Raw genomic sequence first — 22,361 nt, 5'->3', positions numbered from 1 at the left:
CTGCCCGAGATCGGGACGCATGCGGCACGAGAGCCCGGTTCCGGCCCTGTGCCTTGATGTCAACGGCCCGCCCGGGCCAGCGGAGTCGCTTGATGAACCACACCGCCGGGACCGTCCGCACGCCCACCGGGACGAGCCAGCCGGTCGTCCCGCCCGCAGGCGCGGCGGTGCTCCGCGGCCCCGTACGGCCGGACCTGATCCGCGACGAGGTGCTGGCCGAGGTCTTTCGCGACACCGCCCGGGCGCGGCCCGACCACGCCGCGCTCATCGACGCGGCGAGCGGCACCGATCAGGCCTCGCGCGCCCGCCTGTCCTATGCCGAGGTCGACCGGCGCTCGGACGCGATCGCCTCGGGCCTCGCTTCACGCGGCATCAAGCCCGGCGACGTGGTCGGCCTGTGGATGGCGCGCTCGCCCGACCTGCTGGTGGCGCAGATCGGCATCACCAAGGCCGGCGCCGCCTGGCTGCCCTTCGACGCCGAGGCGCCCTCGGACCGGGTCGCTATCTGCCTGAAGGATGCCGAGGCGAAAGCCCTGGTGACGTCCGCGGCGCTCAAGGACAAGGCGCCGACCGAGGCCTGCCCGGCCCTGACCCCGGACGAGATCGCCGCCCAGGCGAGCGGCCCGGCGCCGGACCTGCGGGCCGCCGGCCTCACCCCCGAGCACCCGGCCTACCTGATCTACACCTCGGGCTCGACCGGCGTGCCGAAGGGCATCGTCATCAGCCACCGCAACATCTGCCACTTCCTGCGCTCGGCCAACGACCTCTACGGCGTCACGGGCGACGACGTGGTGTTCCAGGGTGCGTCCGTCGCCTTCGATCTCTCGATGGAGGAGATCTGGGTTCCGTATCTGGCCGGCGCGACCCTGTTCGTGGCGAGCCCGGCCCAGATGGGCGATGCCGAGGCCCTGCCCGACATCCTGATCGAGGCCGGCATCACCGTCCTCGACACGGTGCCGACCCTGCTCGGCCTGATGACCAAGGACGTGCCCGCCTTGCGGCTGATCCTGCTCGGCGGCGAGGCTCTCCCCGAGCCGCTCATCGCCCGCTGGGCCACCGGCTCGCGAAAGCTGTTCAACACCTACGGGCCGACAGAGGCGACCGTGGTGGCGACCGCCGCCGAGATGAAGCCCGGCGACCCCGTCACGATCGGCGGGCCGATCGCCAACTACACCGCCTACATCGCCGACGAGGCCCTGAACCTGGTCGGGCCCGGCGTGCAGGGCGAACTCCTGATCGGCGGTCCCGGCATCGCCAAGGGCTACCTCGCCCGGCCGGAACTGACGGCGGAAAAGTTCGTCGCCAACCCGTATGGCGGCAATAGTTCGGACCCGGTGCTCTATCGCTCGGGCGACGCGGTCTCGCTGGATCACGCCGGCCGCATCGTCTTCCACGGCCGCATCGACGACCAAGTGAAGGTTCGCGGCTTCCGGGTCGAGCTCGGCGAGATCGAATCGCGGATCCGGGTGCAGCCGGGCATCGCCTCGGCGGCGGTGGTGCTGCGCCAGGATGACGGCGTCGACCGGCTCGTCGCCTTCGTGGTTCCCGAGCGGGGCGCCGAGTTCGATCGCGGCCGGCTGCGTTCGGCGCTCGCCGAGACGATGCCGCCCTACATGATCCCGGCGCATTTCGAGGTGGTGGAGAGCCTGCCCGTGCTCGCCGCCTCCGGCAAGGTCGACCGCAAGGCGCTTCGCGCTCGGCCGCTCGCCGTGGTCGAGACCTCCGGCGAGCAGGAGGAGCCCCGCGACGAGACGGAAGCCGCTTTGCTCGCCGCCGCCCACACGGTGTTCGGCAACCAGCCGATCCCGTTCGAGGCCGACTTCTTCAACGATCTCGGCGGGCACTCGCTGCTCGCCGCGCGCTTCGTCTCGGCGGTGCGCACGGTGCCGGCGCTCGCCGCCATCACCCTCCAGGACGTCTATAACGGCCGCACCTTGCGGGCGATGTCCGAGACCCTGATCGAGCGGACCGGCGGCGCGGGCGCGGCGGCCGCGACCCACGACCTGTCGTTCGCGCCGCCGCCGCTCATGCGCCGCTTCCTGTGCGGCCTGGCGCAAGCCGCCGTGCTGCCCTTCGTGATCGCCCTCGCCACCGCGCAGTGGCTCGGCATCTTCGTCACCTACCTGCTCATCACCGGCGGAGAACTCGGCTTCTTCTCCGAGATGGCGGTGCTGCTGCTGGTCTATATCGGCCTCAACGCCGCGACGGCGCTGATCGCCATCGCGGTGAAGTGGCTGGTGCTGGGGCGGACGAAACCCGGACGCTATCCGCTCTGGGGCACCTACTATTTCCGCTGGTGGCTGACCCAGCGCCTGACGCCGCTGGTCCACGTCAAGTGGCTCCAGGGCTCGCCGATGATCCGCATCTACCTGCGGCTTCTCGGCGCCAAGATCGGCGAGGACGCGCTGATCTCCGACATCGAGATCGGCGCGCCGGACCTCGTCAGCATCGGGCGCGGTGCCTCGCTCGGCGGCCGGCTGACGCTCGCCAATGCCGAGGTGGTCGGCAACGAGCTGATCATCGGACCCGTCTCGATCGGCGACGACGTCGCCATCGGCACCTCCTGCGTCGTCGGCTACGACACCCGCATCGAGGATCACGCGGAACTGGCCGACCTCACCACCGTGCCGTCGGGCACCGTGGTCGGCCGCGCCGAGGCCTGGGACGGTTCGCCCGGCCGCAAGGTCGGCATGGTCGATCTCTCGGACATCCATCCGGAGCCCGAGGTCTCGGGCCAGCGCCGGGCGGTGTTCTTCGCGATCTACGCCGTGCTGCTGGCGGCGATTCCGGCGGTCGGCCTGCTGCCGATCTTCCCGGCCTTCTACATCTTCGACCAGATCAGCGATTCGCTGGCGACGATGACCGACGTGGATTACCACTGGTACCTGCCGTTCCTGACCTGGCCGACGGCGATGCTGATGACCGCCGGCACGGTCGGGCTGATCGCCGGCATCCGCTGGCTGGTGCTGCCGCGCCTGCGCGAGGGCAGCTACTCGATCCATAGCGGCGTCTACCTGCGCAAATGGGCGGTGGCGCTCGCCGCCGAGGTGACGCTGGAAACCCTCTCGTCGCTCTTCGCCACGGTCTACATGCGGGCCTGGTACCGGCTGATGGGCGCCGGAATGGGCCAGGGCGCCGAGATCTCCACCAACCTCGCCGGCCGCTACGACCTCGCGGAAGTCGGCCCGCGCAACTTCATCGCCGACGAGGTCGTCTACGGCGAGGAGGAGGTGCGCCGCGGCGTGATGGAGCTGGCCCCGGTCCGCACCGGCGCCCGGGTCTTCGTCGGCAACGACGCGGTGGTGCCGCCCGGCGCCATCATCCCGGACGACGTGCTCATCGGCATCAAGTCGAAGCCGCCGGCCAACGACCGCATGGCGCCCGGCGAGACCTGGTTCGGCTCGCCGCCGATCAAGCTGCCGGTCCGCCAGAAGGTCGATCTCGGCCAGGCCCAGACCTTCGAGCCCGGGATCTGGCCGCGGGTCCGCCGCGGCGTGTTCGAGGCCTTCACCTCCTCGTTCTCGCCGATGCTGTTCATCACCTTCGCCATCCTGGCGATCGACTTCGTATTCTACCCGGCCATCCTCGCCGGCGACTGGTCGGGCCTCGCCATCAGCTTCGTCGCCACCAGCGTTGTGATCGCGGTGCTGCAGACCCTGGTGGTCATCGCCGTGAAGTGGCTGCTGATGGGCCGCTACGAGCCCGGCATGCACCCGATGTGGTCGTGGTGGGCGATGCGCACCGAGGCGGTGGCGGTGATGTACTGGGGTCTGGCCGGCAAGGTGCTGCTCGAGCACCTGATGGGCACGCCGTTCCTGCCCTGGGTGCTGCGGCTGTTCGGCACCCGCACCGGCGAGGGCGTGTGCCTGCTCGCGACCGACATCACCGAGTTCGACTGCGTCACCATCGGCGACTTCGCCTCGGTCAACCGGATGTCGGCGCTCCAGACCCACCTCTACGAGGACCGGGTGATGAAGGTCGGCCGGGTCGAGGTCGGCCGCGGCGTCAGCGTCGGCGCCTTCGCGACGGTGCTCTACGACACCAAGGTCGGCGACTACGCCCAGCTGCGCCCGCTCACCATCGTGATGAAGGGCGAGAGCATCCCGGCCAATTCCCGCTGGGAGGGCGCGCCGGCGGTGCCGGTGGTGCATCAGGCGATGGCGGCGGAGTAGGGTCGCCACGCGCGAACCCTCCCCCCTCTACGGGGGAGGGTGCCCGGCGGAGCCGGGCGGGAGAGGGGAACCACGGTTCCGGAATTGACTGAACCGCTCTGAAGGGCGCCCTCCCGACCACCGTCGCGCTGCCCCTCTCGGCGGGACTTCGTCCCGCTGCGCTCACTGCGTTCGCCACCCTCCCCCCGCAGAGGGGGTGAGGGTTGTTGCGCGGCGGCCGTCGCTCCCACTTGGTGAGGTCGGTCCGTTTGCCGGATTGATCGACGCAACCGCTCGAACAGCCCCTCAGCCCAGAACCCCCTCCCGCTCCGCCCCGGCCCGGATCAACTCCGCCACCAGCTCCGGCTTCTCCTCGTGGGCCAGGTGCCCGAGGCCGCGCAGCAATTCGACCTTGGCCCGGCCGCCGAGGCGGTCGGCGAGGCCGAACGACACGTCGGGAGCGATGGTGCGGTCCTGGCCCCCGACGATCAGCAGGAGCGGACCCGCGAGGCGGGGCAGGTCGCGGTCGAGGGGGACGAGGTCCCAATGCGCCATCATGCCGAGGGCGCCCGCGACGTGGCCGGGAGTCTGGAACAGGCGCCGGTACAGGTCGAGGCCGGCGCGGTCGAGGGTCGAGCCGGTGCCGTGGATCAGCCGCTCCACCGCCGCCCGGTCGGCCGACCAGGCGAAGACCCGCGGCGTCACCGGGTTGAGGAACAGGGCGCGGGCCATCGCCGGGAAGATGAAACCGGCCATGCCCGGAAATGGTTTGAGCGCGGCGTTGAGCCCGACGAGGAGGCGCGGCGCGAGCCCGCCGTCGAGGCAGAGACGCGCCAGGATCGCCGCACCCGCGGAGTGCCCGACCGCGACCTGAGGCTGGACATCGAGAGCGCGCAGGAGATCGGCGAGCGCCCTCGCCATGCGTGGCAGCGAGGGCGTCGGCAGCGGATCGGTGAAGCCGTGACCCGGCAGGTCGGGGGCGATCACACGGAAGTCGCGGGCGAGCCGCGGCATGAGCCCGCGCCAGGAATGGGTCGCAGCCCCCGTGCCGTGGACGAGGAGCAGGACCGGACCCGCACCCGCCTCCTGCACGTGCCAGGTCAGGCCGCCGGCCGAGACGAAGCGGCTCGCTTCGCGGTTCGGCCAGTCGCGGCCCGCCCGCGCGAAGGCGGGCCTGTCGTCGGATCGGGCCATCGCGGTCAGCATGCGGGGGCCGCCTCGCGCACGGCCTGCGTCAGGCGCGCGGCGTCGGCGAGCGGCATCGCCAGGTAGCGCGCCGCCATCGCGGCGGCGAGCGTCCGGGCGGCATCCTGCGGGCGGGCGGCGGTGTCGATCACGAGCGCCCGCGTGCCTTCCGCGGCGAGCGCCCGGGCCGCCGCGAGGGCATCCGCCGCGGCCTGCGCCCGGCCCGGCGCGCCGGAGCGGTCGACATTGGCCCGGCCGTCGGTGAGGAGCAGCACGACCGGGCTTCGGCCGCTGCGCCGCTCCGCGGCGGCGAGCCGGCCCGCCGCCGCGATGCCGGCCGCGAGCGGGGTGCCGCCGCCGCCCGGCAGGGAGGCCAGAGCGCGCTTGGCCCGCACCAGCGAGCGGGTCGGAACCAGCAAGAGGTCGGCGCCGCGGCCCCGGAACGCCACCAGGGCGACCCGGTCGCGCCGGACGTAGCACTCGGCGAGGAGCGATTCGACCGCGCCCTTGGCCTCGGCCAGGCGTTCGAGGGCGGCGGATCCGGAGGCATCGACCGCGAAGATCGTGGTGGTCTCGCGCTTCTGCACCAGGCGGCGGATGCGCAGGTCGTCGGCCGTGATCCGCAGGCGCGCCTCGCCCTCGCCCCGGCGCAGGCGCTGCCAGGGAGCGGCGGCCCGCAGGGTCTCGATCAGGGCGAGGCGCCCGCGGCGCGGATCGCCCGGCCGGGTCCCGACCGGCCGGCCGCGCTGGGCCGAGGCGGCGGCGCCCATGCGGCCGGCGCCCGGGCTGCGGGTGCGCGGTCCGCCTCCCGCGACGAGGCGGGCGAGGAGGCCGGGCGGCAGGCTCGCGGCCGCGGCGGCGAGAAGACGGTCCTCGCCGCCCTCCTGGCCGACGGGCCCGGCCTCGTCGCTCTGCTCCGGCGGCGGCTCGGCGGGGTCGTCCGGCGTTTCTTGCGCCTCCTGCGGCCAGCAGCACGCCCGGGGCGCCAGCACCAGGGCGGCCGCGAGAGCCAGATCGGAATCCTCGACCGCGTCGCGTCCGGCCAGGACCGCATGCAGCCGCGCCACCCGCAAGGCCAGGAGCGGCGCACGCAAGGACGCGATGCCGAGCCGCGATGCGAGAGCGCAGAGCGTGACGGCGGCGTCGGGGGGCCCGTCGGGTTCGGACGGGACCTCGACCCGGTCCGCATCACGGGACACGACACCGACGCCGAGCCCGTCGTCATGTCCCCTCCCACCCGTGACCTCATCCTGAGGTGCCCACGCAGTGGGCCTCGAAGGAGGGCTCCAGATATCGTGGCGATCCCTGGAACCCTCCTTCGAGGCCCACTGCGTGGGCACCTCAGGATGAGGGCCCGGGTGGGAGGGGACCGTTCCGGGGATGGACCACACTGTCGTATTCCAGGGGCCCGCATGGGCAACGGCGAGGCCCGGCGCCGCCATGACGGCACTCACCGGCACACTATCGAGATCGAGATGAAACGCCAGCCGGTCGGCGAGGCAGGCCGGTACCGCCTCGTCCTCGCCCTCCCCTTCGTCGAGGAGCACGAGGCCGACCTGCGCCGGGTGGCGGGCCGCGATCCCGTCCCGGGCGACCTCGACGAGGCCGGTATCGAGGCTTTGCGCGATCCGCGCCGCGGTACCGGGGGCCAGCCGCTCGGCCATCGGGACGACGATCACGCCGCCATGGCTGCGGGCGAGGAGCCCCGTTTGCGCTACCGGCTGCCCCGCCGCCAGGGTCGCCGGCAGGTCGAGCCCGCCGAGCAGCGCGTCGTCGGCGATGCCGGCCGGAAGGCGCGTCACCGGCGTCCCATCGGGGAGAAGGCGGCGCAGGTGGTCGAGCCAGGCCTCGCGCACCGGGCCGGGCCGGGCGCGCAGCACGACGCCCGTGCCCGCTGGATCGCGCGCGAGGAGGGACGCCGCCAGGCAGGCCTGGATCCAGACCGGATCGGGCGCGGCGCTCACCCGAGAACCTCGGCGAGCGCCCGGGCGATTCGGGCCTCGGAACCGGCCTCGTCGAGGGGGTTGCGGCGCAGGCGGTGGCTCAAGCAACTCGGGGCGACCGCGCGCAGGTGGTCGAGGGTCACGGTCTCGGCGCCATCCAGGCTCGCCTGGGCCCGGGCGGTGCGCATCAGGGTCAGCTCGCCGCGCAACCCGTCGGTGCCGAGCGCCAGGCACAGCCGCGCCGCCGCCTCCAGCACCGCATCCGGCACGGTCACGTCGGGCAAGCTCGCCCGCGCCGCCAGGATCGCCTGCCCCAGCCGCGCCTCCTCGCCCGCCCATTCGGCGGCGAAGGCGGCCGGGTCGCGCTCGTAGGCGTCGCGGCGGCGCACGATCGCGACCCGGGTCGCGAGGTCGGTCGGGGTCGTCACCGTGACGGCGAGGCCGAACCGGTCGAGGAGTTGCGGCCGCAGCTCGCCCTCCTCCGGGTTGCCGCTGCCGACGAGGACGAAGCGGGCCGGATGGCGCAGGCTCAATCCCTCGCGCTCGACGGTGTTGACGCCGGAGGCCGCCACGTCGAGGAGCAGGTCGACGAGGTGGTCCTCGAGCAGGTTGACCTCGTCGATGTACAGAAAGCCCCGGTTGGCGCGGGCGAGCAATCCCGGCTCGAACGCCTTCTCGCCGGCCCCGAGCGCCCGGCCGATATCCAGCGCCCCGACGACCCGGTCCTCGGTGGCGCCGAGGGGTAGGTCGACCACCGGCACCGGCACGGTCTTCACCGTGAGCCCCTGCCCCCTTCGCGCCGCGCAGGCCGGGCAGAGGGAGGCGGCATCGACGGGATCGCAGGCATAGGCGCAGCCCGCCACGGCCCGCATCGGCGGCAGGAGGGCGGCGAGCGCCCGCACGGCGGTGGACTTGCCGGTGCCGCGATCGCCGAAGACCAGTACGCCGCCCACCGCCGGATCGACCGCCGCGACGAGCAGCGCGCGGCGCATCGCGTCCTGCCCGACGATGGCCGCGAACGGATAGGGCGGACGGGGCATCGCCTCGGGACGTGCGGCGGGATCCACAGCGATCGGCTTCGAGAAACCCGGCTTGGGGGCCCGCCGGGACAGGGCCGAGTGGGTGGGGGCCACGGTGCGTGTCCTTGCGGGTGGATGAGAGGGGTAGGATCGGACGGAGAGGTGGGATTGTCTAATGAAAATGACGGTTGTTTTTGGTGACAGTGCTGCGCCGATCGTCTTCGAAGGATCACATCATACCGTGTCCGGAAGGGATCTTCCGGACACGGTATGACCAGCCCGCGCGGCGCCTGAGCGAAGCCGGTTTCCGCATCGCGAAGCGATCAGCCGGAAACCGAATCAGTCGAGCGCAGAGAACCCTCCCCCCTCTGCGGGGAGGGTGCCCGGCGGAGCCGGGCGGGAGAGGGGAACCACGCTTCCGGAGAGGTCGCGAGCGTGGTGAAGAGCGCCCTCTGGAACACCGTCGCGCTGCCCCTCTCCCGGCCCCTGCTCACGCAGGATCCCCTCCCCCGCAGAGGGGGGAGGGTTCGGGGGCGTCGCGCCCTGGTCACGCCGCCCGCGCCAGCCCGATCCGGCCCCAGATCGTCCCGAGGGCCAGCGTCAGGTGATCGATATCCGCATCGCTGTGCAGCGGCGACGGGGTGATCCGCAGCCGCTCGGTGCCGCGGGGCACGGTCGGGTAGTTGATCGGCTGGACGTAGATCCCGAACTCGTCGAGCAGCGTGTCGCTGATCTCCTTGCACTGGACGGGATCGCCCACCATCACCGGCACGATGTGGCTCGGATTGTCGAGGAGCGGGATGCCGATGGCCGAGAGCCGCCGGCGCACCGCGGCGACGCGGTCCTGATGCCGCGCGCGCTCCGCCCCGCTCGCCTTGAGGTGGCGGATGCTCGCCGCCGCCCCCGCCGCTATGGCGGGCGGGAGCGAGGTGGTGAAGATGAAGCCCGAGGCGAAGCTGCGCACGAAATCGCACAGCGCGCTGGAGGCCGCGATGTAGCCGCCCGACACCGCGAAGGCCTTGCCGAGCGTGCCCTCGATCACGGTGAGGCGGTGCATCAGCCCCTCGCGCTCGGCGATGCCGCCGCCGCGGGGTCCGTAGAGGCCGACCGCATGGACCTCGTCGAGATAGGTCATGGCGCCGTGCGCCTCGGCCACGTCGCAGAGCTCGGCGATCGGCGCGATGTCGCCATCCATCGAGTAGACCGATTCGAAGGCGACGAGCTTCGGGAGCTTCGGGTCGACGAGGCGGAGCTTGCGGTCGAGGTCGTCGGGATCGTTGTGGCGGAAGATATGGCGCTCGGCCCGGCTCGAGCGGATACCCTCGATCATCGAGGCGTGGTTGCCCTCGTCCGAGAACACGACGCAGCCCGGCAGCTTCGAGGCGAGCGTCCCGAGACCGGCCCAGTTCGAGACGTAGCCCGAGGTGAAGAGGAGTGCGGCTTCCTTGCCGTGCAGGTCGGCGAGTTCCTGCTCCAGCAGCACGTGGTAATGGTTGGTGCCCGAGATGTTGCGGGTGCCGCCCGCCCCCGCGCCGCAGCGGTCGATCGCCTCGTGCATCGCGCCCGTCACCGCCGGGTGCTGGCCCATGCCGAGATAGTCGTTCGAGCACCACACCGTCACCTCGCGGGTGCCGTGGGCACCGTGCTGGGTGGCGTAGGGGAACCGGCCGGCCTGGCGCTCGAGGTCGGTGAAGACCCGGTAGCGTCCCTCGCGGTGCAGACCCTGGAGAGCGGCGGAGAAGTGCGCTTCGTAGTCCATCGAACGTCCCCTTGTACGGCGTTTTTCCGGTTGTTTTCTTCTGGGTGTCAGGGTGCGGCGTCGGCTCCCGGGCGGCGGGCGGGCAGCCCCCAGCCCCAGAGCGCGGCCGAGGGCAGCGGCAGCATCAGGAAGCCGTGCTCGAGGATGGCGAGCGCCATCAGGGTCGCCATCATGGTGTGGCCGGAGCGCTTGAAGGCCGACGCGCTCTCGGTGACGGCGGGGTGCAGCAGCACCAGGAGGAAGCCGGTGGCGAGGATCATCGCCACCGGAAACAACGCGTTCATCGGCGCGCGGCGAAAGAAGCTGCCGAGATAGCGAAGATGTTCGGGCAGGAACTCGGCGTGGAGGTTGCGCACGCCGAGAAAGAGGTTGAGCCGGGCGCTGAGGTTCATCCCCCACAGCACCAGGTAGGTCCAGAGCGCCATCCGGTTCGGGCCGCCCGCCGTGAGCCAGGCGATGGCGGCAAAGCCGAGGATGATCGCCGCCTCGTGCCAGAGATTGGTCGCGGCGGCGGCGCCGAAGCGGGCGAGGCCCCGGTCGGTGGCCGAACCCGGGGTGCGCCGGGGACCGGCGACATAGCCCATGTAGAAGGCCATCTCCTGCCAGCCCCAGACGATCAGCGCCGCCGTGAAGGCCGCGTAGGCCCCCGCCTCGCTCTCTTGGGTTGTGCTCCAGGCGATCACCCAGAGCGCACCGAAGAGCGCCACGGTCGTCGCGCCGAAGCTCCAGGCATGGGTGCGGCGCGGCCGGTGGTTCAGCCAGAGGATCGCCCCGGTCAGGAACCACCAGATCACGACGGCATAGACGATCGGCGCGGCATAGTCGGACATGCGGGGCGCTACCAGGCGGGGCTGAGGCGGATCTGCGCGGGCATCGGGTTGGCCTTCGCCGGCATCACCATCAGCCGCCCGAAGGCGAGTGCTGCCTTGGCGACGTAGCCGGCATGCTTGATCTTGCCGACGATCCCGCCCCTCGCCTTCGCCTCCTCGATGCCGCGGGCGCAAGCGAGCAGCCGCTCCAGCCCGGCCCGGAAGCCCGGATTTTCGATGTCGAGGGTGAGCGGGAAGACCTGGCGCGAGATTTCCGAAGTGATGGCGAAGACCTGGAAGTCGTATTGCTTGGGATCGACCCCGAGCGCCTTGTGGAAGGCCGGCCGGCACTGGTCGCGCACGTACATCGTGCAAAACACGGCGAGCAGAAAGAACTTGATCCAGTAATAGTTGATGCCGGTGAGCAGCTTCGGGTTGGCGCGCATCAACAGCGCGAAGGCCTCGCCGTGGCGGAACTCGTCGTTGCACCACTTCTCGAACCACTTGAAGATCGGATGAAAGCGCTTGTCCGGATGGCGCTCGAGGTGGCGGAAGATCGCGATGTAGCGCGCGTACCCGATCTTCTCCGACAGATAGGTGGCGTAGAAAATGAATTTCGGCCGGAAATACGTGTACTTCTTGGCCTTGGTCAGGAAGCCGAGATCGATGCCGACCCCGAAATCCTTGAGCGTGTCGTTGATGAAGCCGGCGTGACGGGCCTCGTCGCGGCTCATATAGGCGAACAGCTCGCGGATGTCCTTGTTCTTGGCGCGCTTGCGCATCTCGGCATAGAGCACGCAGCCCGAGAACTCGGCGGTGATCGACGAGACCAGGAAATCGAGGAATTCCTTGCGCAGCTCCGGGTCGAGACCGGAGAGGTCGAGATCGAAGTCGGAATTGCGCACGAAGTGGCGCTTGTTGGGATCGGCGCGCATCTCGGCGAGGAGCACGTCCCACTCGGCCCGCACCGGCTCGACGTTGGTGCGGTCGAGTTCCTCGAAGTTGGTGGTGTAGAAGCGCGGGCTCAGGAAAGTGGTTTCCTGGGCCGACTTGGTGCTCTCGTTCGGGGTCTTCAGGGTCGTCGCGCTCATAGCCGCGTCCTTTCCGAGAAGCTGACTTCGTAGAGTTCGGTGAGTTCGAAATGGCCCGCGATGCGGGTCCACAGGCGCTCCATGGCGCCGGCGCGCACCACCGTAGCGGTGCGGCGCACCACGATCCGGTCGCCATAGGGAACGGAGGTCGGCGCGTCGTGCACCGTCACCTCGTCGCCGGGGGCGATCAGCAGGCCGCCGTCCAGCGTGACATGGGCGTGCAGGCTTTCCGCCGTCTGCTCGATCTCGACCGTGCACGGCACCTCGATGCGGCGCTTGCCGCCGAACCACTGCATCACGATGCGCCCCTCCCCTGTTCGAGCAGCCGCGCGAAGGCGACCGCGTTGTCGAGCCCGAAGGCTTCGAGGTTGATCCGCCGGCCCGACGCGACGTCGTCGAGGGTCAGCGTGCCGTTGTCCCAGCGGGTGAGCCGGAACGGCGGGTTGCGGGGCAGGCCCTCGCGCAGGCGCGCCTGGGCCATGACCCGCAGGGTCGCCCGCAGGAACCCGTCCTCGCCGGGCTGCACCTCGGCGACGAGGCGGCCGCTCTCGGCGTTGCGGAGATCGACGCGGCCGTCCGGCCGGTCCTCGACCGCGAGGTCGAGCACCTGGACGGGATTGGCCGGCGGCATCTGGGTGGTGCCCACATCGCCGAACCGGCCGATCGCCACCGCGGCGAGCGAGAAGGCGACGAGGAGGCCGGCATTGCGCAGGAGCGCGCGGGGGACCGGGATGTCGTGCGCCATGGTTACCCCCTAGTGGCCCGCCGCCGCGAGGCGGCCGGGGAGGACGGGGCTCGCGACCGGGGCCGGCGGCAGGGCCTGGACCGGCTGGCCGTTCGCCTCGGCGAGCGCCATGGCGATGCGCTTAGCCACTCCTTCCGCGTCCGGCACGCAGCGCAGCATCGGCTCGGGCCGGGTCAGGCGCCACGGCCGGGCATGGGGCCAGAGATGCAGGTAGGCGAGCCGCACGCCGGGCTTGAGCAGGAGCGGCAGGTCGCCGCTGCCGTCGTTGAAGCGGCGGAACGAGGCGCCCTCGATCTCCTTCAGGGGGAGATTGATGTCCATCTGGAGCGCGATGCCGATGCGCAGCATCAGCCGCCGGTCGGTCAAGGTGTAGACCGTGGTGCGGCAGGCGCCCCAGGCGAGCGCGAACAGGATCGCCAGTCCCAGGGCACCGGCGAGCAGGATCGGCCAGGCGGCGGAGACACGCCCCGAGGCATAGGCCTGGAAGGCGGCGAGCCCGGCGAAATACAGCGCGACGAGATCGACGTGGAAGGCGCGGCGCGCCAGGCTGAGGAGCGCCGGGCGGCCCTGCCACAGCAGGCGCTCGCCCTTGGGCAGCGGGCCGGGCAGCCCGTGAGGAAGCAGGTCCGTCACAGCAGCGGCTCCTGTCACAGCAGCGGTTCTTGGCGGCGATCGGTGGCGTAGAGCGTGCCGGCGCCGTAATAGGCGATGACCCGCTCCTCCTCCCGCAGGGTGATGCTGTCGGGGTCGCGCGGCTGCGGCACGCCGGCGAACTGGCGGGCGAGCAGGGCCTCGACGACGATCTTCTTGTGCCGGCTGAAGCGGTTCAGGTCGGCGAAGGTCACCGGGATCAGCACGGTGCGGTCGCGGGCGCCGTCCAGCTCCATCTCGTAGTAGCGCGGCAGCGACTCGCCGCGATCGACCCAGATCTCCGTGACGGTGCCGGCGAGCACGCCGTCGGCGCCGTAGACCGGCATGCCGCGCGGATCGGGATCGGACGACGCGACGGTGAACTCCTCGGCGACGCGCATCGGCACGATGCGGGTCTTGCCCTCCCAGGTCAGGTCAGGCCGCTCGGCGCGGAGCGCATAGGCACCCGGGCCGACGCCGTCGGCGAGCCGCGAATCGTCGGTCGAGGTCGGGACGATCGGGGCGCCGGGCCAGGGTTCGAGCTTGACCGCCTTGAGCTCGCCGACCGGGCCCTCGTGCGGACGCGGCGCCAGCACGGCCGAGCCGTCGGCGAGCAGGAAGGTTTTGGGAGACGGCACGAACAGCCAGTCCCAGCCCTTCAGGCCGCCATGGACCTCGGATTCGAGCGGATAGCCCTCCCGGCGATCCTCGCGGCGCAGGTAGAAGACCAGGCCGGCAAAGAAGATCCAGAAGGCGTAGAGCACCACTTGCGCGACGTCGAGATAACCTGTGAGGGCACCCTTGGGCATGATGGCCTCCTTCTAGGATAGGGCCGGACGGGCGGAGAGCGGGGGAAGAGCGGGCCGGCGCACCAGCGGCCCGATCGCCACCAGGGTGGCGAAGAGGAGCCCGATCTCGATGTGGTAGACGACGAGGTAGCCGGTGGAGGCCTCAGACAAGGCCTCGCCGAGGCGGCCGGAGACCGCGAGCGCCGAGCCGGCATCGCGCAGGATGCCGCTCGCCGCGATGGCCAGGCCCGCAGCGCAGGCCTGGACGGCGCCCCAGGCGCCGAGCGCGAGCCCGGTCTGTTCGGGGGCCGCGCCGGCCATCGAGGCGGTCAGCGTGCCGTGGGCGAAGAGCCCGCCGCCGAGCCCGATCAGCGCGACGCCGCAGGCAAACAGCCCGCCGGAGCCGAGCGGCGCGGCGAAGACCACCGCCGAGAAGGCCGCGATGCCGACCACCGCCCCGGCCGCCGCGACCCGGAACGGATCGCCGCCGCGGTTGAGCCAGCGGGCCGCGGTGAGAAGCCCGATCCCGCCGCCGACGGCGAGCACCGCCGTGAGCGCGGTGGTGGCGGCCACCGGCAGGTGCAGGATCTGGCCGCCATAGGGTTCGAGCAGGATGTCCTGCATGCTGAACCCGGCCGTGCCGAGGCCGGTGGCGATGAGCCGCCGCCGCGCCTGCGGCTGGGCCGTATAGGCCTCCCAGGCCTCGCCGAAGCGGCGGGCCGGCGCCGACTTGCGCGAGGTGTCGCGCGGCTCCTGCTTCCACAGGGCGATGCCGTTGAGGACGAGGGTGGCCAGCGCCGCGCCCTGGATCACCTGGATCAGCCGGATGGCCGAGAAGTTGTGCAGGGCCAGCCCGAACACGACGGCGCTCGCCATCATGCCGGCGAGCAGCATGGCGCAGAGCAAAGCCACCACCTTCGGGCGGGCATGCGCGGGCGCGAGGTCGGTGGCGAGCGCCAGACCCACGGTCTGCGTGGTGTGCAAGCCCGCGCCGACGAGCACGAAGGCGAGCGCCGCCGCAACCTGGCCGACGACGATCGGGCCGGTCGTGTCGCCCGACAGGATCAGCAGCGCGAAAGGCATGATCGCAAAGCCGCCGAATTGCAGCAGCGTGCCGAACCACAGGTAGGGGACGCGCTTCCAGCCGAGCACCGAGCGGTGGCTGTCGGAGCGGAAGCCCACGAGCGCCCGGAACGGGGCGGCGAGCAGCGGCAGCGACAGCATCACGGCGACGATCCAGGCCGGCACGTCGAGCTCGACGATCATCACCCGGTTGAGGGTGCCGATCAGCAGCACCGCCGCCATCCCGACCGTGACCTGGAACAGCGACAGGCGCAGCAGCCGGCCGAGCGGCAGTTCCTTCGTCGCGGCATCCGCGAAGGGCAGGTAGCGGGGGCCGAGATCGGCGAGCGCCCGGGCGATGCGGCTGGCCGTGCTCATCGGCGGGCCAGTTCGAGGGCGTTGGAGAGGTAGAAGCCGGAATTGATCCGCCGGCTGCGGGCGACCGTGAAGGCCTGAAGGCCCGGATCGGCGGCGATGCGACGGCGCAAGGTCCCCTCGCCGACCGGCTCGATCGCCGGCGCCCGGTCGCCGCGGGGAAAGAGCCGGCCGGCGGCGTGCATCACGGTGAGCAGCGGGGTGCGCGGGGCGACCGTGAACAGGACCGACGCATCGGTGCGGCGGGCGAGCGCCGAGAGGGCGCGGACGATGTCGGGGGTGCGGTAATGGATCAGCGAATCCATCGCCACGACGTGGTCGAAGCGTCCCAGCCCCTCGCCCAGCATGTCGCCGACCTGGAAATCGAGGCGGCCCTCGAGCCGGAGGCTCGCGGTGCGCTCGCGGGCGAGGCCGACCAGCGTCGGCGACACGTCGATCGCCACGACATCGGCGCCGCGGCGCGCCGCCTCGAGCGCGAGCGCGCCGGTGCCGCAGCCGGCATCGAGCAGGCGCCGGCCGGAGAGGTCGGCGGGGAGCCAGGACAGGAGTTCGGCCCGCATCGCGTCGCGGCCGGCCCGCACGGTGGCGCGGATGCGGCTCACCGGCGCGTCCGAGGTGAGCCGCGCCCAGGCCTCGACGGCGGTGCGGTCGAAATAGGTTTCGAGCTGGGCCCGGCGGGTGGCGTAGGTGGAGCTGGTCATCAATCGAATCCCAGGAACTCGAACAGGTCGCGATCCTTCATCGGCACCGCCGGAAGCGGGTCGACGCCGGCCCAGAGTTGCTCGGCCAGTTGCAGGTACTCGGCCTGCACGGCGAGCAGTTCCGGCGAGGGATCCATCTCGAACAATGTCGCCTTCTTCAGGCGCGAGCGGCGCACCACGTCGAGATCCTGGAAATGCGCCAGGCGCTTGAGGCCGACCGCGTCGTTGAACCGGTCGATCTCGTCGGTCTTGGCCGAGCGGTTGGCGATGACGCCGCCGAGGCGCACGCCGTAATTCTTGGATTTCGCGTGGATCGCCGCGACGATGCGGTTCATCGCGAAGATCGAATCGAAGTCGTTCGCCGTGACGATCAGCGCCCGGTCGGCATGCTGGAGCGGCGAGGCGAAGCCGCCGCAGACCACGTCGCCCAGAACGTCGAAGATCACCACGTCGGTGTCTTCCAGAAGGTGATGCTCCTTGAGGAGCTTCACCGTCTGGCCGACGACGTAGCCGCCGCAGCCGGTGCCGGCCGGCGGGCCGCCGGCCTCGACGCAGCGCACGCCGTTATAGCCCTCGACCACGAAATCCTCGACGCGCAGCTCCTCCGAGTGGAACTGCACCGCCTCCAGGGCGTCGATGACGGTCGGCGCCAGGCGCTTCGTCAGCGTGAAGGTCGAATCGTGCTTTGGGTCGCAGCCGATCTGGAGCACGCGCTTGCCGAGCTTCGAGAAGGCAACGGAGAGGTTCGACGAGGTCGTGCTCTTGCCGATGCCGCCCTTGCCGTAGACGGCGAAGACCTTGGCGGTCTCGATGCGGATATCCGGGTCGAGGGCGACCTGGAGGCTTCCCTCCTCCCGGCGCGCCGGGACGGGGTTTCGGATCGCGATGTTCATGCGGCAGCCTCCGCGGTGATGCCTTCCAGCCGGTCCTCGAGGGCCTCCTCGGCCCGGTCGAGGGCGGCCCGGGTCTCGGGGTCGGGGGTCCAGAAGCCGCGCCGATGCGCCTCGATCAGGCGATGGGCGACCTTGGCCGAGGCGGCGGGGTTGAGCGCCGCCATGCGCTCGCGCATCGCCTCGTCGAGGACATAAGTTTCGGTGATGCGCTGGTAGATCCAGGGCGCGACCTGATCGGTGGTCGCCGACCAGCCGACCGTATTGGTGAGATGCTGGTCGATCTGGCGCACGCCCTCGTAGCCGTGGCCGAGCATCCCCTCGACCCATTTCGGGTTGAGCATGCGGGTGCGGGTCTCGAGCGCCACCTGCTCGGAGAGCGAGCGCACCCGGCCCTCGCCGCGGGTCTGGTCGCTGATATAGACGGGGACCGAGGTCCCCCGGGCCTTCGCGACCGCGCGGGCCATGCCGCCGAGCCCGTCGAAGTAATGGTCGACGCTGGTCACCCCGACCTCGACCGAATCGAGGTTCTGGTAGGCGAGATCGACGCCCGCCAGCACCGCCTGCATCAGGGCGCGGCGCGGTTCCGGCTTGCCCGTACGGCCGTAGGCGAAGCTCTTGCGCCGCGAGAAGGTCTCGCACAGCTCGGTCTCGTCCTCCCAGCGCCCGGACTCCACAAGGTGGTTGAGGTTGGCGCCGTAGGCCCCTTCCGCGTTGCTGAAGACCCGCAGAGCCGCGGTTTCGAGGTCGATGCCCTGCGCCGCCTGGTGGGCGAGGGCGTGCTTGCGCACGAAGTTCATCGCCTCCGGTTCGTCGGCGCTGGCGGCGAGCCAGGCCGCTTCGGCGAGCAGCTTCGTCTGGAGCGGCAAGAGATCGCGGAAGATGCCCGACAGGGTCGCCACCACGTCGATGCGCGGGCGGCCAAGGTCTTCGAGCGGGATCAGCACCGCGCCGCAGAGCCGGCCATAGCCGTCGAAGCGGGGGGCTGCGCCCATCAGCGCCAGGGCCTGCGCCACCGGCGCGCCCTCGCTCTTCAGGTTGTCGCTGCCCCACAGCACCAGCGCGATGCTCTCGGGGTACGCGCCGCCGTCAGAGGCGTGACGGGCGAGCAGCTTCTCGACCTGGGCCCGGCCGTCGGCGAGCGCGAAGGCGCTCGGGATCCGGTAGGGGTCGAAGCCGTGCAGGTTGCGGCCGGTCGGCAGGATCGCGGGCGAGCGCAGCACGTCGCCGCCGGCGACCGGCGCGATGAACCGGCCGTCGAGGGCGCGGAGCAGGGCCGGGATCTCGTGATCCTCGGCGAGCAGCCGGTCGGTCTCGGCGAGCGCCCGGAAGGCGGCGAGCGCCGCGTCGTCGGCGCCGGCCATCTCTTCGGGCGAGGCGCCGGCCACCAGCCGCATGATCCCGGTACGGTCCGGCGCGAGGCCGTGGACGGATTCGGCGAGCGCGAGCAGCAGGTCGATGCGCTCCTCCTGCGGGGTGCCCTGCCCGACCACGTGCAGCCCGTGCGGGATCAGGGTGTGTTCGAGCTCGATCAGCCGGATTGCGAGGTCGGCGATGCGGTGTTCCGCGTCCTCGCCCCAGCCGTCGCCCTCGGCGAGGTCGAGGCCGCAGGCCTGGCCGTGGATCAGCACCGCGAGCTTTGCCCGCTCGGCGGCATCCTCCGGCGGCAGGGCGCGGCGGCGCTCGAGCGAGGCCTTGAGGTCGATGAGCCCGCGATAGAGCCCGGCCTGGGCGAGGCTCGGCGTCAGGTAGCTCACCAGCGTCGCGGCTACCCGGCGCTTGGCGAGCGTGCCTTCCGAGGGATTGTTGGCGGCGTAGAGGTAGACGTTCGGCAACGCGCCGATCAGCCGCTCGGGCCAGCAGGCGGAAGACAGCCCGGTCTGCTTGCCGGGCATGAATTCGAGCGCCCCGTGAGTGCCGAAATGCAGGACCGCGTCGGCACAGAAGTCCTCGCGCAGGTAGCGGTAGAAGGCCGAGAAGGCGTGGGTCGGGGCAAAGCCCTGCTCGAACAGCAGGCGCATCGGGTCGCCCTCGTAGCCGAAGGCCGGCTGCACCCCGACGAAGACGTTGTCGAAATGCGCGCCGAGCACCAGGATCGACGATCCGTCGCTCTGGTGCCGGCCCGGCGCCGGGCCCCATTGCGCCTCGATCTCGGCGAGATGGGCCTCGCGCCGCACATGGTCGTCGGCCGAGATGCGGTGAGCGACGTTGGCGGGCGCGCCGTAGCGGGCGGCATTCCCCTCCAGCACCCGGGCGCGCAGGGCATCGACGGTCTCCGGCACCTCGACGGAATAGCCGTCGGCCTTCAGGCCCTGGAGCACGCGGTGGAGTGAGTCCCACACCGACAGGAAGGCGGCGGTGCCGGTGGCGCCGGCGTTGGGCGGGAAGTTGAACAGGACGACGGCGACCTTGCGCTCCGAGCGCGCGCGGGACCGCAGGGAGACGAGGCGCGCGACCCGGTCGGCGAGGCGCGCGGTCCGCTCGGGATGCTCCGCCATGTCGCGGGAATCGCCCATGCCGGCCGCGCGGCCGCCGAACACCATCGGAGCGGTGGCGCCATCCAGTTCGGGAATCGCCACCATCATGGTCGCCTCGACCGGCGACAGGCCGCGGGCCGAGGCCTCCCACTGCTCCAGGGTCTGGAACTCGACCGCTTGCGCCGCGAGGTAGGGCACGTCGAGCCGCGCCAGCATGGCGCTCGCGGCCGCGGCGTCGTTGTAAGCGGGACCACCGACGAGGGAGAAGCCGGTGAGCGAAACCAGCGCGTCGATCGCCGGCCGGCCGTCGCGCAGGAAGAATTTTTCGACCGCCGGCCGGTTGTCGAGACCGCTGGCGAAGGCCGGCACGACGGTGAGCCCGCGCGCCTCCAACGCCGCGATCACGCCGTCGTAATGGGCCGTGTTGCCGGCGAGCACGTAGGAGCGCATCAGCAGGAGCCCGACGCGGCCTCCCGTGCCGGCGGCCGGCAGCTTGTCGAGGCGCTCGGTCACCCGCTCGGGGATGCGCGGGTGGTAGAGGCCGGTCTCGGGGTAGCTGAGCGGCTCGGCCGCCGAGAGGTGGCGGCGCCAGGCGGCGCGCTCGCCCGCGGCGTAGCGGCCGGCGAGGAAGCGCACGAGGTTGACGACGTTCTCGTCCGAACCGGCGAGCCAGTATTGCAGGGTCAGGAAATAGGCCCGCACGTCCTGGGCCGAGCCCGGGATGAAGCGCAGGATGCGGGGGATCTGGCGGATCAGCGCCATCTGGCGCGCGCCGTTCCCTTGCGTTCCTCCCGGCCCCGACTTGCCGCGCAGCCGCTTGAGGAAGTCGAGTGCGCCGCGCTGCGAACCGTCCATGGCGAAGCGGTTCATCCGCGTGGTGCGGACCACTTCCGCCGCCGAGAGGCAGCCCACCATCGCGTCGCAATGCGGGCGGCGGGCGAGCAAAGCGGGGAGCACCGCCCGGACGTGCTCGTCCATGAACAGCATCGCCGAGAGCACGATGTCGGCCCGCGCGATGTCGGCCCGGCAGGCTTCGACGGCCGCCGGGTCGGTCTCCCACTCGGCGGCGGCGTGGAAGCCGAGGACGAGGCCCGGCGCGGTCTCGGCCAGCACCCGGCGCGCCCGCTCCACCGCCCCGGCGAGGTGGTTGTCGAGGGTGACGATGACGACGCGCAGCTCCGGCAGCGCGCCCGGTCCGTCACCGGCTGAAATGCGCTTTGGCATCGTACAGGGTCTCGACGGTGATGAGCGGGAGCGCCCGCTCGCGGGCGAAGCGTTCGGTGTTGTGCCGGGCCTTGCCCCGGACGAAGAACGGGACCTTCTTCAGTTCGCGCTCGGCCTCGATCGACCAGACCACCGGCGTCGCGGTGGTGGAGGCGGCCGCAACGACGACCGTCTCGGCCTCCTCGCGCGGCCGGCCGCCGAGATGCGAGGGGGCGACGCGATCGTGGAATTCCGGGTCGTCCCGGAACATCGCCAGCAGGTGCTCCTCCAACCCCATCATCAGCGGGTGGACGAAGGTGTCGAAGAGCACATTCGCACCCTCGAAGCCCATCTGCGGCGCGTGGCGGGCCGGCACGTCCTGGACGTGCATCGGCGCCGAGATCACCGCGCAGGGAATGCCGAGCTTCTTGGCGACGTGGCGCTCCATCTGGGTGCCGAGCACCAGTTCCGGCTGCGCGGCGGCGATCGCCGCCTCGACCGCCAGGTAATCGTCGGTGATCAATGCCTCGATGCCGTGGCTTGCGGCCTCCGCCCGCACCTCGCGGGCGAATTCGCGCGAATAGGTGCCGAGCCCGACGAGGTTGAAGCCGATCTCGTGCGTCGCCACCCGGGCCGCCGCGACCGCATGGGTGGCATCGCCGAACACGAAGACCCGCTTGCCGGTCAGATAGGTCGAGTCGACCGAGCGCGCGTACCAGGGCAGGCGCGAGCCTTGCGCCCCGAGGACCGGCGCGGGATCGATGCCGGCGAGCGCAGCCACCGCCTCGATGAAGGCGGTGGTGCCCTTCACGCCGATCGGCGCGATCTCGACGAAGGGCTGGCCGTGGGCCTTTTCGAGCCATTGCGCGGCACTGCGGGCCACTTCCGGATAGAGCACGACGTTGAAGGCCGCCTGGCCCAGCCGCCCGAGATCGGCCGGCGTCGCGCCGAGCGGCGCCACCACGTTGACGGCGATGCCGAGGTCGCCGAGGAGCCCGCGCACCTCGCGCAGGTCGTCGCGGTGGCGGAATCCCAGCGAGGTCGGCCCGAGGATGTTGCAGCTGCCTCTCAGCCGCTCCGGGGCGGGCGCGGCGGGGGCGAGCGTGCGGACCAACCGATAGAAGGTCTCCGACGCGCCCCAGTTCTCCTTCTTCTGGTAGGCGGGGAGTTCGAGCGGGATCACCGGGATCGGCAGGCCGAGCGCCTTCGACAGCCCGCCCGGATCGTCCTGCAACAACTCGGCGGTGCAGGAGGCGCCGACGATCATCGCCTGGGGCCGGAAGCGGCCATAGGCGGCGGCGACCGCCTGCTTGAAGATCTCGGCGGTGTCGGCGCCGAGGTCGCGGGCCTGGAACGTCGTGTAGGTCACCGGCGGGCGGGCGCCGTGCCGCTCGATCATGGTAAAGAGCAGATCGGCGTAGGTGTCGCCCTGCGGCGCGTGCAGCACGTAATGCAGGCCGCGCATCGCGGTGGCGACCCGCATCGCGCCGATATGGGGAGGGCCCTCGTAGGTCCAGAGCGTGAGCTGCATGG

At 71.6% G+C, this 22,361-nt stretch carries 16 protein-coding genes; 1 reads left to right on the top strand and 15 read right to left on the bottom strand.

Annotated features, from left to right (window positions below; genetic code table 11):
* The first annotated feature begins 92 nt into the window (after positions 1 to 92).
* Positions 93 to 4,172: a Pls/PosA family non-ribosomal peptide synthetase gene (locus HBB12_RS13075; protein WP_236989736.1), complete on the top strand. Its 4,080-nt coding sequence runs from the start codon at positions 93 to 95 to the stop codon at positions 4,170 to 4,172.
* Between the two features lie 285 nt (positions 4,173 to 4,457).
* On the opposite strand, the gene bchO is transcribed toward HBB12_RS13075, so the two are convergent.
* The 15 genes from bchO to bchB form a co-directional block, all read right to left on the bottom strand.
* Positions 4,458 to 5,357, bottom strand: a complete 900-nt coding sequence (gene bchO, locus HBB12_RS13070) for an alpha/beta fold hydrolase BchO (protein WP_236989735.1) — start codon at positions 5,355 to 5,357, stop codon at positions 4,458 to 4,460.
* Complete coding sequence (locus HBB12_RS13065; RefSeq protein ID WP_236989734.1) at positions 5,351 to 7,300, bottom strand: VWA domain-containing protein; 1,950 nt, start codon at positions 7,298 to 7,300, stop codon at positions 5,351 to 5,353. The genes bchO and HBB12_RS13065 overlap by 7 nt, the downstream gene beginning before the upstream one ends.
* Positions 7,297 to 8,319, bottom strand: a complete 1,023-nt coding sequence (gene bchI, locus HBB12_RS13060) for a magnesium chelatase ATPase subunit I (protein ID WP_272913322.1) — start codon at positions 8,317 to 8,319, stop codon at positions 7,297 to 7,299. The genes HBB12_RS13065 and bchI overlap by 4 nt, the downstream gene beginning before the upstream one ends.
* Positions 8,320 to 8,845: 526 nt before the next feature.
* Positions 8,846 to 10,057: a 5-aminolevulinate synthase gene (gene hemA, locus HBB12_RS13055; RefSeq protein ID WP_236989733.1), complete on the bottom strand. Its 1,212-nt coding sequence runs from the start codon at positions 10,055 to 10,057 to the stop codon at positions 8,846 to 8,848.
* A gap of 47 nt (positions 10,058 to 10,104) precedes the next feature.
* A complete protein-coding gene (gene puhE, locus HBB12_RS13050) occupies positions 10,105 to 10,887 on the bottom strand; it encodes a putative photosynthetic complex assembly protein PuhE (protein ID WP_236989732.1) in 783 nt (260 codons plus the stop codon).
* 8 nt (positions 10,888 to 10,895) lie between these two features.
* On the bottom strand, positions 10,896 to 11,957 hold the full coding sequence (gene acsF / locus HBB12_RS13045) for a magnesium-protoporphyrin IX monomethyl ester (oxidative) cyclase (protein ID WP_236989731.1): 1,062 nt from the start codon (positions 11,955 to 11,957) through the stop codon (positions 10,896 to 10,898).
* Complete coding sequence (locus HBB12_RS13040; RefSeq protein ID WP_058619061.1) at positions 11,954 to 12,253, bottom strand: O2-dependent cyclase accessory protein; 300 nt, start codon at positions 12,251 to 12,253, stop codon at positions 11,954 to 11,956. Before HBB12_RS13040 ends, acsF begins: the two co-directional genes overlap by 4 nt.
* Positions 12,253 to 12,702, bottom strand: coding sequence for a photosynthetic complex assembly protein PuhC (puhC, locus tag HBB12_RS13035; protein ID WP_236989730.1), 450 nt, complete (start codon positions 12,700 to 12,702; stop codon positions 12,253 to 12,255). Before puhC ends, HBB12_RS13040 begins: the two co-directional genes overlap by 1 nt.
* Positions 12,703 to 12,711: 9 nt before the next feature.
* Entirely contained in the window at positions 12,712 to 13,335 is a 624-nt protein-coding gene (gene puhB / locus HBB12_RS13030; RefSeq protein WP_236989729.1) for a photosynthetic complex putative assembly protein PuhB, read from the bottom strand.
* Positions 13,336 to 13,349: 14 nt separating this feature from the next.
* The gene (gene puhA, locus HBB12_RS13025) at positions 13,350 to 14,141 is read right to left on the bottom strand and encodes a photosynthetic reaction center subunit H (protein ID WP_236989728.1); all 792 of its coding nucleotides are present in this window, start codon (positions 14,139 to 14,141) and stop codon (positions 13,350 to 13,352) included.
* Between the two features lie 12 nt (positions 14,142 to 14,153).
* Positions 14,154 to 15,560: a BCD family MFS transporter gene (locus tag HBB12_RS13020; protein ID WP_236989727.1), complete on the bottom strand. Its 1,407-nt coding sequence runs from the start codon at positions 15,558 to 15,560 to the stop codon at positions 14,154 to 14,156.
* Positions 15,557 to 16,258 (bottom strand): magnesium protoporphyrin IX methyltransferase, encoded by a 702-nt coding sequence (gene bchM, locus HBB12_RS13015; RefSeq protein ID WP_236989726.1) that lies wholly within the window; start codon positions 16,256 to 16,258, stop codon positions 15,557 to 15,559. The genes HBB12_RS13020 and bchM overlap by 4 nt, the downstream gene beginning before the upstream one ends.
* Positions 16,258 to 17,151, bottom strand: a complete 894-nt coding sequence (gene bchL, locus HBB12_RS13010; protein ID WP_048451562.1) for a ferredoxin:protochlorophyllide reductase (ATP-dependent) iron-sulfur ATP-binding protein — start codon at positions 17,149 to 17,151, stop codon at positions 16,258 to 16,260. Before bchL ends, bchM begins: the two co-directional genes overlap by 1 nt.
* The gene (locus tag HBB12_RS13005) at positions 17,148 to 20,849 is read right to left on the bottom strand and encodes a magnesium chelatase subunit H (protein WP_236989725.1); all 3,702 of its coding nucleotides are present in this window, start codon (positions 20,847 to 20,849) and stop codon (positions 17,148 to 17,150) included. Before HBB12_RS13005 ends, bchL begins: the two co-directional genes overlap by 4 nt.
* Positions 20,824 to 22,359, bottom strand: coding sequence for a ferredoxin:protochlorophyllide reductase (ATP-dependent) subunit B (gene bchB / locus HBB12_RS13000; RefSeq protein ID WP_236989724.1), 1,536 nt, complete (start codon positions 22,357 to 22,359; stop codon positions 20,824 to 20,826). Before bchB ends, HBB12_RS13005 begins: the two co-directional genes overlap by 26 nt.
* Positions 22,360 to 22,361: the final 2 nt, after the last annotated feature.

It is taken from the genome of Methylobacterium sp. SyP6R, from assembly GCF_019216885.1.
Lineage (GTDB): Bacteria > Pseudomonadota > Alphaproteobacteria > Rhizobiales > Beijerinckiaceae > Methylobacterium.
Note: the sequence above shows the minus strand (reverse complement) of the source record. Positions and strands in the feature narration are given on the sequence as shown.

Coding starts and splice junctions, on each gene's coding strand:
- HBB12_RS13075 (WP_236989736.1), top strand. CDS start 93: ATGAACCACACCGCCGGGACCGTCCGCACGCCCACCGGGACGAGCCAG.
- HBB12_RS13040 (WP_058619061.1), bottom strand. CDS start 12,253: ATGCAGTGGTTCGGCGGCAAGCGCCGCATCGAGGTGCCGTGCACGGTC.
- bchM (WP_236989726.1), bottom strand. CDS start 16,258: ATGACCAGCTCCACCTACGCCACCCGCCGGGCCCAGCTCGAAACCTAT.
- HBB12_RS13020 (WP_236989727.1), bottom strand. CDS start 15,560: ATGAGCACGGCCAGCCGCATCGCCCGGGCGCTCGCCGATCTCGGCCCC.
- puhE (WP_236989732.1), bottom strand. CDS start 10,887: ATGTCCGACTATGCCGCGCCGATCGTCTATGCCGTCGTGATCTGGTGG.
- hemA (WP_236989733.1), bottom strand. CDS start 10,057: ATGGACTACGAAGCGCACTTCTCCGCCGCTCTCCAGGGTCTGCACCGC.
- puhC (WP_236989730.1), bottom strand. CDS start 12,702: ATGGCGCACGACATCCCGGTCCCCCGCGCGCTCCTGCGCAATGCCGGC.
- HBB12_RS13005 (WP_236989725.1), bottom strand. CDS start 20,849: ATGCCAAAGCGCATTTCAGCCGGTGACGGACCGGGCGCGCTGCCGGAG.
- bchO (WP_236989735.1), bottom strand. CDS start 5,357: ATGCTGACCGCGATGGCCCGATCCGACGACAGGCCCGCCTTCGCGCGG.
- bchB (WP_236989724.1), bottom strand. CDS start 22,359: ATGCAGCTCACGCTCTGGACCTACGAGGGCCCTCCCCATATCGGCGCG.
- acsF (WP_236989731.1), bottom strand. CDS start 11,957: ATGAGCGCGACGACCCTGAAGACCCCGAACGAGAGCACCAAGTCGGCC.
- bchL (WP_048451562.1), bottom strand. CDS start 17,151: ATGAACATCGCGATCCGAAACCCCGTCCCGGCGCGCCGGGAGGAGGGA.
- bchI (WP_272913322.1), bottom strand. CDS start 8,319: ATGCCCCGTCCGCCCTATCCGTTCGCGGCCATCGTCGGGCAGGACGCG.
- puhA (WP_236989728.1), bottom strand. CDS start 14,141: ATGCCCAAGGGTGCCCTCACAGGTTATCTCGACGTCGCGCAAGTGGTG.